The organism is uncultured Campylobacter sp., from assembly GCF_937997405.1.
In the GTDB taxonomy this organism is placed as follows: Bacteria; Campylobacterota; Campylobacteria; order Campylobacterales; family Campylobacteraceae; genus Campylobacter_B.
Map to the genome: position 1 here is coordinate 1 of NZ_CALKTL010000169.1, position 7,240 is coordinate 7,240.

Annotated in this window: 8 protein-coding genes and 1 pseudogene; 4 read left to right on the top strand and 5 right to left on the bottom strand. The window is 46.3% G+C overall.

The window, feature by feature from the left end; translation table 11 throughout:
• The 3 genes and pseudogenes from Q0372_RS09015 to Q0372_RS09025 all read right to left on the bottom strand — a co-directional run.
• A pseudogene (locus Q0372_RS09015) lies at window positions 1-309 on the bottom strand (hypothetical protein); the annotation flags it as partial.
• Window positions 309-1,127: a cache domain-containing protein gene (locus Q0372_RS09020; RefSeq protein WP_298105053.1), complete on the bottom strand. Its 819-nt coding sequence runs from the start codon at window positions 1,125-1,127 to the stop codon at window positions 309-311. The gene Q0372_RS09020 and the pseudogene Q0372_RS09015, both read right to left, overlap by 1 nt.
• A complete protein-coding gene (locus Q0372_RS09025) occupies window positions 1,124-1,495 on the bottom strand; it encodes an HIT family protein (protein ID WP_298105057.1) in 372 nt (123 codons plus the stop codon). The genes Q0372_RS09020 and Q0372_RS09025 overlap by 4 nt, the downstream gene beginning before the upstream one ends.
• A gap of 161 nt (window positions 1,496-1,656) precedes the next feature.
• On the opposite strand from Q0372_RS09025, the gene Q0372_RS09030 reads away from it, so the two are divergent.
• A complete protein-coding gene (locus Q0372_RS09030; RefSeq protein WP_298105060.1) occupies window positions 1,657-2,865 on the top strand; it encodes an MFS transporter in 1,209 nt (402 codons plus the stop codon).
• A gap of 221 nt (window positions 2,866-3,086) precedes the next feature.
• Here Q0372_RS09030 and Q0372_RS09035 read toward each other — a convergent pair whose 3' ends face one another.
• Window positions 3,087-3,695 (bottom strand): YigZ family protein, encoded by a 609-nt coding sequence (locus Q0372_RS09035; protein ID WP_298105062.1) that lies wholly within the window; start codon window positions 3,693-3,695, stop codon window positions 3,087-3,089.
• Between the two features lie 70 nt (window positions 3,696-3,765).
• Here Q0372_RS09035 and galU point away from each other — a divergent pair, with 70 nt between their 5' ends.
• The 3 genes from galU (at window position 3,766) to Q0372_RS09050 (ending at window position 6,482) form a co-directional block, all read left to right on the top strand.
• On the top strand, window positions 3,766-4,602 hold the full coding sequence (galU, locus tag Q0372_RS09040; protein ID WP_297881144.1) for a UTP--glucose-1-phosphate uridylyltransferase GalU: 837 nt from the start codon (window positions 3,766-3,768) through the stop codon (window positions 4,600-4,602).
• The gene (locus Q0372_RS09045; RefSeq protein WP_298105064.1) at window positions 4,589-5,851 is read left to right on the top strand and encodes a glucose-6-phosphate isomerase; all 1,263 of its coding nucleotides are present in this window, start codon (window positions 4,589-4,591) and stop codon (window positions 5,849-5,851) included. Before galU ends, Q0372_RS09045 begins: the two co-directional genes overlap by 14 nt.
• 238 nt (window positions 5,852-6,089) lie before the next feature.
• Complete coding sequence (locus Q0372_RS09050; protein WP_298105067.1) at window positions 6,090-6,482, top strand: VOC family protein; 393 nt, start codon at window positions 6,090-6,092, stop codon at window positions 6,480-6,482.
• 161 nt (window positions 6,483-6,643) lie between these two features.
• On the opposite strand, the gene Q0372_RS09055 is transcribed toward Q0372_RS09050, so the two are convergent.
• Window positions 6,644-7,240, bottom strand: a 597-nt coding sequence (locus tag Q0372_RS09055; RefSeq protein WP_298105072.1) for a hypothetical protein, incomplete at its 5' end; no start/stop codon positions are given.

A 7,240-nucleotide genomic window follows, 5' to 3' on the forward strand; every position in this document is an offset into this window, starting at 1 on the left:
AAGGCAGTATCCTTGCTTGTATTTATCGTAGTCGGAGAGAGAAACTATCACAAAGCCTCGTGAAGTGGAATAATCGGGGATTATACGGATAAATGCGGCGCAAAGTATCGCCGCCAGAAGTAGCGTGCCTACCGCGACTTTAAATTTAACTGATTTATAAAATTTCATACCGACGCTCCTTTTAAAATTTAAAATTTCAGCGTAAATTTCCGCGATCTTGCGATTAAATTTAAAACGCTCGCTCGCCGCGCTGCCGCCGCCGCGACAAAGCAGGCAAGCTGCAAAACGCCTAAATTTAAATCCCGCCACTAGCCTTCGCGGTGCAAAATTATATAGCCCAGCTTCGTGCCGTTTTCGTCCGAAAACGCCCTCACGTAAAAATAGTGGCCGTCCTTTTTGATAAAGCTCTGCGCCCCAAAATCAAGCGTCGCCAAAATCGACAAAACGTCGTAATCCGGCGCGCTATTTACGACGATAAAGTCCTTGATAACGCCTATTTTATCGTAGAAGCAGTCGGTCTCAAACCTCTTATCTACGAGGATAAAAATATCGTTTCCCATGCGGTTGATCTGCGCGATGACGTGCTCGAAATCGAGCATTATCTCGGCGCTTCCGATAAATTTACCGTCGCTAAAAACCGGCGAAATTCCGCGCATAAAAACCCCGCATCGCCCCATCTCCACAAGCGCTTTTGGAAGCAAGCTCTGGCGGATCTGCAAAAGCGAATGGCGAAACGAGCTCAGATCGTCGTCGTAAAATTCGTCGCTCCAGCTCCTAGCCAGGCTTCTGGTGTTTTGCGTATGAAAATGTATCTTCACGCCCGTGTAGAAGGGCACTGCGCTTAAAATATCTTTGTATTTTTTCGTCACGTCCATACACTCGCCGTGTTTACCGCTCTCAAAGCAGCGCACCACGTCGCTGTTCTGCGACAAAATCAGCGAGATCGCAAAGGCGTTTAGCTTCTCTTCGTCCACGATCTTTTCAAACAAACTCGCGCTAAAATCGAACTGCTGCTTGATTTTTATCTCGTTTTCCTCGCTTTTAAAGCGCAGGTAAAATGCAAGCGCGATGCCGCAGCAAGCAAGCGCAAAAAGGCTTAGGTATTTTTTTGAGCGCGCGCCTATCATCTGAATTCCATCTTTAAATTTGCCGCTAAAATTTCTGCAAATTCGCTAAATTCCGGCAGATTTAGCTTGCCGTTTCGCATCTTTTTTCCCCAGACGGACTCTGGAAAAAAGCTGTCGTTTTTAAAGCGCGCTTGGACGTGAAAATGCACGCGCGGCACGTAGTTGGCAAAGCTTGCGATATTTATTTTATCGGGCGCGTAAAACTCCCGCAGGCTCTTTTCGCACTGAATCACGGCGCGCCACAGATGCGCCAGCGTCGCCTCGTCGCAGTCGCTAAGCTCTTTAAATTTGGCCTTCGTAAAGACCTTCACCCACGGCACTTCGTGCTCCTCGTGCTCCACGTAAATCATCTCATCTTCGTAAATCATCGCTTCTCCTTGAAAACGGAATTTTAATGCAAAGCCCATTAAAGCTCGGTAAATTCCTCTTACATAAATAATATACTAAAATACATTAATTAAATATATCTATAAAATCTCGATATATTCGTAATTTTTATGCTATAATTCTATTTTTTAAAGGAATATATATGAAATCAGTTTGGATAATGATCCTATGCGCCGCGGCGATTTTGATGATTACGATGGGCATTCGTATGTCATTAGGTCTTTTCGTGCAGCCTATAATGCAAGTAAATTCCCTATCCATCGCACAAGTAAGCTTTGCGATGGCAACTACGCAGCTGGTATGGGGCTTTTCGCAACCGCTTAGCGGGATACTTGCAGACAAGCTCGGTGCCTACGTCGTGCTGTTTTGGGGCAGCGTGCTTTTGGCGATTAGTTGCACTCTTGTGCCGTTATTTAGTAGTGAAAGCGCGCTTGTATTAACGATGGGTTTTGGGCTTGCACTGGGGCTTGGCGCGGGTAGTTTTCCGATTCTAATGAGCCTAATGGCAAAGCGCCTGCCATTTTCTATCCGCTCGGTTGCTAGCGGAGTGCTAAATGCAGGCGGCTCGTTCGGGCAGTTTTTATTTGCGCCGATGATTGGGTTTTGTATCGCAACGCCTGCTTTGGGATACGGTGGCGCATTTTTTACGCTCGCAGGGCTTAGCTTGCTAATTCTGCCGCTTGCAAGACTTTTGGCAGGTAGTAAAATTCTATTTGGCGAACAAACCAGCCTGCATGAAGAAGATAAGCGCAGCTTAGGCGAAGTTCTGCGTTTGGCACTGCGCGATAAAAGCTATATTTTGATAAATTTAAGCTTTGCTACGTGCGGTTTTCACGTAGCGTTTTTAGTGACGCACTTGCCTAGCGAAGTAGCGCTAAGCGGGCATGGCGCGCAGGTAGCGTCCTTTTCGCTCGCACTGATTGGCATCGCAAACATCGTAGGCAGCTTATTCGTAGGATGGTGTGTTTCCAAAGTGCGATGTAAAGTCATTTTATTTTGTATATATGCCCTGCGTATCGCTCTTATTGGTGCTTATGTGCTCTCACCCAAAGATAGCCTTACGTTTTATATCTTCAGCGTGGGATTAGGATTTACCTGGCTAGCGACCGTACCGCCTACTGCGGCTGCCGTCGGTAAGCTGTTGGGAACGCGATATTTAGCAAGCCTATTTGGATTTACGATGCTTTCGCATCAAATCGGTGGATTTTTTGGCGCATATATCGGAGGTCTTGCAGTACGGGCATACGGCGCGTATGATTATATGTGGTATTTGGATATGACGCTAGCGGCTATTGCGGCTCTGCTAAGCCTGCCTGTGCGTGAAGCTAAGATGAAGCACGTTAAATTTTAAAAATTTTATGGGGTTTTGAAATTTACGGACGGAATTTTCGCGAAATTTTGCAAGCCAAATTACGACAGAATTTTGAAAATTTTAAAATTTATCGGATTTTATGTTTCGCACGATGAAATTTCACTTTAGCTTTAAAATTCCGCTGCGATAAAATGCAAAATCCGCTTATGCTTTCAAATTTAGCCTGGGTGAGCTTTTAAATTTTATAGAATTTTGAAATTTTAAAATTTCGGCTCGTGCAGCATTTTAAGAGCTGGCGCGAGAGCGCCTGCAAAGCCCATAAATTTTTCAAATTCCTCCGCGCTAAGCTCTGCGTTAAACTCCGCTCCCACAGCGCCGAAGCTCGCTTCATAAACGAAACCCGATTTTTTTAAAAAATGTTCAAATTTAGCCACCGCCGCAAACGGCACGAAAAATATGCACTTCTTACGCAGCACGAATTCCACTAGTTCTGCAGCATCTGCAGCGGCGTTTATCGCGGCATTTGCGCTACTAGTGTACGCGCGCACGAGCCCACCGGTGCCTAGCTTGATGCCTCCGAAGTAGCGCACCACGAGCACGGCGGCATTAATTAGCTCGGCGCCGCGAAGCGCGTTTAGACACGGCGCGCCCGCGGTCGATTTGGGCTCGCCGTCGTCGCTCGAGTTTTCTACGATCTGCCCGGGCTCGTTCAGCGCGCGATACGCCCAGACGATATGGCGCGCTTTAGGATGCTGCTGCCTCAACTGCGCACGTAGCGTCTCAAAGCTTGCTAGCGGCGCTAGATAGGCGATGAAACTTGATTTTTTAATCTCCTGTGCGGCGCTGATCTCTTTTTCAATCGTTTTCAAGGCTTTCCTTTGCGGAATTTTATCTTTTTTGCATTATAATAAAAGTTCAAAAAAAGATCAAAGGAGCTTCATGATCCAGACTTGTTTATTTCCCGCGGCGGGTTACGGCACGCGCTTTTTGCCCGCGACCAAATCGCTACCAAAAGAGATGCTTCCGATCCTTACCAAGCCGCTCATTCACTACGGTGTGGATGAGGCGCTGGAGGCGGGCATGGACAATATGGCTTTCGTCACGGGTCGCGGCAAACGCGCGCTGGAGGATTATTTCGACCGTAGCTACGAGCTGGAGGATCAAATTTCAGGCAGCAGCAAGGAGTATCTGCTCGACGAGATCAGGGCGCTTATGAAGCGCTGCACCTTCTCTTTTACGCGCCAAGAGCAGATGAAGGGGCTCGGTAACGCGATTTATACGGGTAAAATTTTAATCCGCGACGAGCCTTTCGGCGTGGTGCTCGCAGACGATCTGTGCGTGAACGAAAACGGCGAGGGCGTGCTTGCGCAGATGGTTAAAATTTATGAAAAATACCGCTGCAGTGTCGTTGCAGTAATGGAGGTGCCGCCGCAGGACGTAAACAAATACGGCATCATCGCGGGAAAGAGCATCAGCGACGATCTAATAATGGTCTCGGATATGATCGAAAAACCTGAACCTAGCGAGGCTCCGTCGAGCTTAGCCATCATCGGGCGCTACATCCTAACACCTAATATTTTCGATCTCATTGAGCAGACGGCGCCCGGTAAAAACGGCGAGGTGCAGATCACCGACGCGCTTTTGAAACAGGCTCAAAACGGCGTGGTGATCGCGTATAAATTTAAAGGCACTCGCTTCGACTGCGGCTCAGTAAAAGGCTACGTGGAGGCGATCAAATATTTCTACGAGCGAGAATTCGGCGATGGTAAAAAATGAGCTGTTTTTCCCTCCGGCAAAAGAGGGCGCGCTAGAGGAGGTGGCGGCAAAGATCCGCGCCGAATACGAAAGCGGCGAGATAGGCTACTACCGCCTGCCGCAGCAAGGCGCAGACGAAATAGCGCGGGCGCAGGAATTTTTTAGCGCACGAAGCTACGACGGGGTCGTGCTTTTGGGCATCGGCGGCTCCAGCGTGGGCGTGCGAGCGCTTTATGAGATGCTGCATCCGCGCGTAAGAAAGAATTTACGCTTTGAAATTTTGGATAATCTCGACGGACACAGTGTAAACCGCGCGCTAGAAGGGCTAAATTTTGCTCGCACGATCTTCATCGTATCGTCCAAATCAGGCGGCACGATCGAGACGATCTCGCTTTTTAAAGTAGTTTTGGATCGCTTCGGCGTGCGCGATCTAAAAAGCCTGGCGCGTAATTTCATCTTCATCACCGATGCAGGCTCGCCGCTGGATATCTTCGCGCGTGAGCACGGCGCCTGCGTGATAAATATGCCTGCTAACGTAGGCGGTCGTTTTAGCGTGTTAAGTGCAGTAGGGCTAGTGCCCGCAGTTGGGCTAGGCCTTGATGCAAGCGCGATGCTACGCGGAGCTGCCGCCGCAAAAGAGCGGTATCTGGATGAAATTTTAGCAGGCGATCCCGCTAAAATCGCGGAGAATAAAATTTTACGAAAAGCCCATCACTACGCCACGCACAAAAGTGCGAAAATCAATGTCCTTTTTAGCTATGGCGACGCGCTGCGCGCATTGGGCGAGTGGTACGTACAGCTATGGGCGGAAAGCCTAGGTAAAAAGATCGGCTTTAGCCGCGAGGGACTTACTCCTGTAGGGCTTGTAGGCTCGCGCGATCAGCACAGCTTCCTTCAGCTCATAATGGACGGCGTAAAGGATAAGACCGTGACTTTCTTAAAGCTCACGGACAACGGCATTGCGGACGCGGTGCCCGGTATCAGTCTGCAAGGTCTTGAGGGCTGTGACTTCGTAAACGGCATGCGACTGGATGAGGTGCTAAATCTTCAGTGCGATGCTACGCTGCAAGCCGTACTAAATGAGGGCATCAGCGTCGATCTTATCGAGGTTCCGCAGCTTTGTGAACAGAGCGTGGGCGAGCTATTTTACTACTTTGAGCTGCTAACTAGCGCCACCGGAGCAATACTGGGCGTCAGCACCTACGATCAGCCAGGCGTCGAGGTAGGCAAGAGAATTTTAAAATCGCTAGTTTTGAAATCGCGGGATTAAATTTCGCTTCTATTTTACGGGGGTACGGAATTTCGGCGCATTCGATTTTACTTAGGCTAAATTTTTAGAATTTTAAAATTACCGACGCAGAATTTTCCGTGCGTAAAATTGTCGCTGCGAAATTTTGATTTCGCGCTACGAGCATTTGGAATTTTGTCACAAAATTTCGCGGTAAAATTCCAAAATTACACCGCGAGGCGTAAAAATTTTGCGATTTGTGAGCGCGCAAGGAGATGAGATGAAAATCACGAAGATCGATCACTTCGTCCTAGTTACGGAAGATCTGCAAAAATGTGTGGAATTTTACGAAGGGATTTTGGGCTTAGAGCATGTTTGCGAGAGCGGCAAACACAGCCTGCGTTTCGGCTCTTCAAAGATCAATATCCACACTCGCGCGGGCGAGTTTGCGCCGTTTGCAGCGCGTCCTAGCGTAGGCTCGGCGGATTTTTGCCTCATCTGCGAAGATCAAAGCACACAGCAGCTCAAAACGGAGCTTGAAAGCAAAGGAGCGCAAATAGAGCTTGGCGTCGTGCCTCGAATGGGCGCGCGCGGCGCTATGCAAAGTATCTATCTGCACGATCCTGACGGCAATCTCGTAGAGCTCGGCGTATATGAAAGCGGCGATGATTAGTGCGTAAATTTTGAGATAAAATTTCAAGCGGAACGTTAGAATTTAAAAATTTTTTAAATTCTATTTTTCATTAAAGATCGATATTCTGCGGATTAAATTATTTATCCCTCGACATGCTAATTATGTGCCGTTTATATATTTTTAAACCTTATCTTTTGTTTTTAGAATTTCATAAATTTGTTCATTTTATTCACTATTATTTTTGCAATATCATAAGGCGGTTTCCAAAATAAATATCCCTCTGTAATATCTATATTTAGCGTATCCAAGAAATATTTTTGCAGCTCGCCAAACTCCTTTTTATTATTGATCGTAAATACTTCGGAATCGGAGCCATTGCATATCAATAATTTATCACAAAGCAAGAACCTAACGGTTTTCTCAAATAGAATATAGTAGATAAATTTAATAATGGGCATCAGCAATAAGCCCATAATTATAAAAATAAACATATAAAATTTAAAGTTGTATAATGCCACGACGATCATTATAAATAAAACTAAAACACAAAATTTAATTTTCACATCAAATGGCGCAAAATTCGGAATTATATAAGCATATCTGTAAACGGAGATGTTGTTTAGAGCTATCTCTTTTTCGCATCTAGTTTTATTTTTAAATTCTATTTTGTCCTTCATAAAGGTTATCGTTTTTTTGCTATTTATAAAGCTCGCCGCGTATATAAAGAAAAAGGCAATGCCATAACCTAATAATATTTTCATATAAAACCTAAATTTATACTCACTGCTAAAATGATA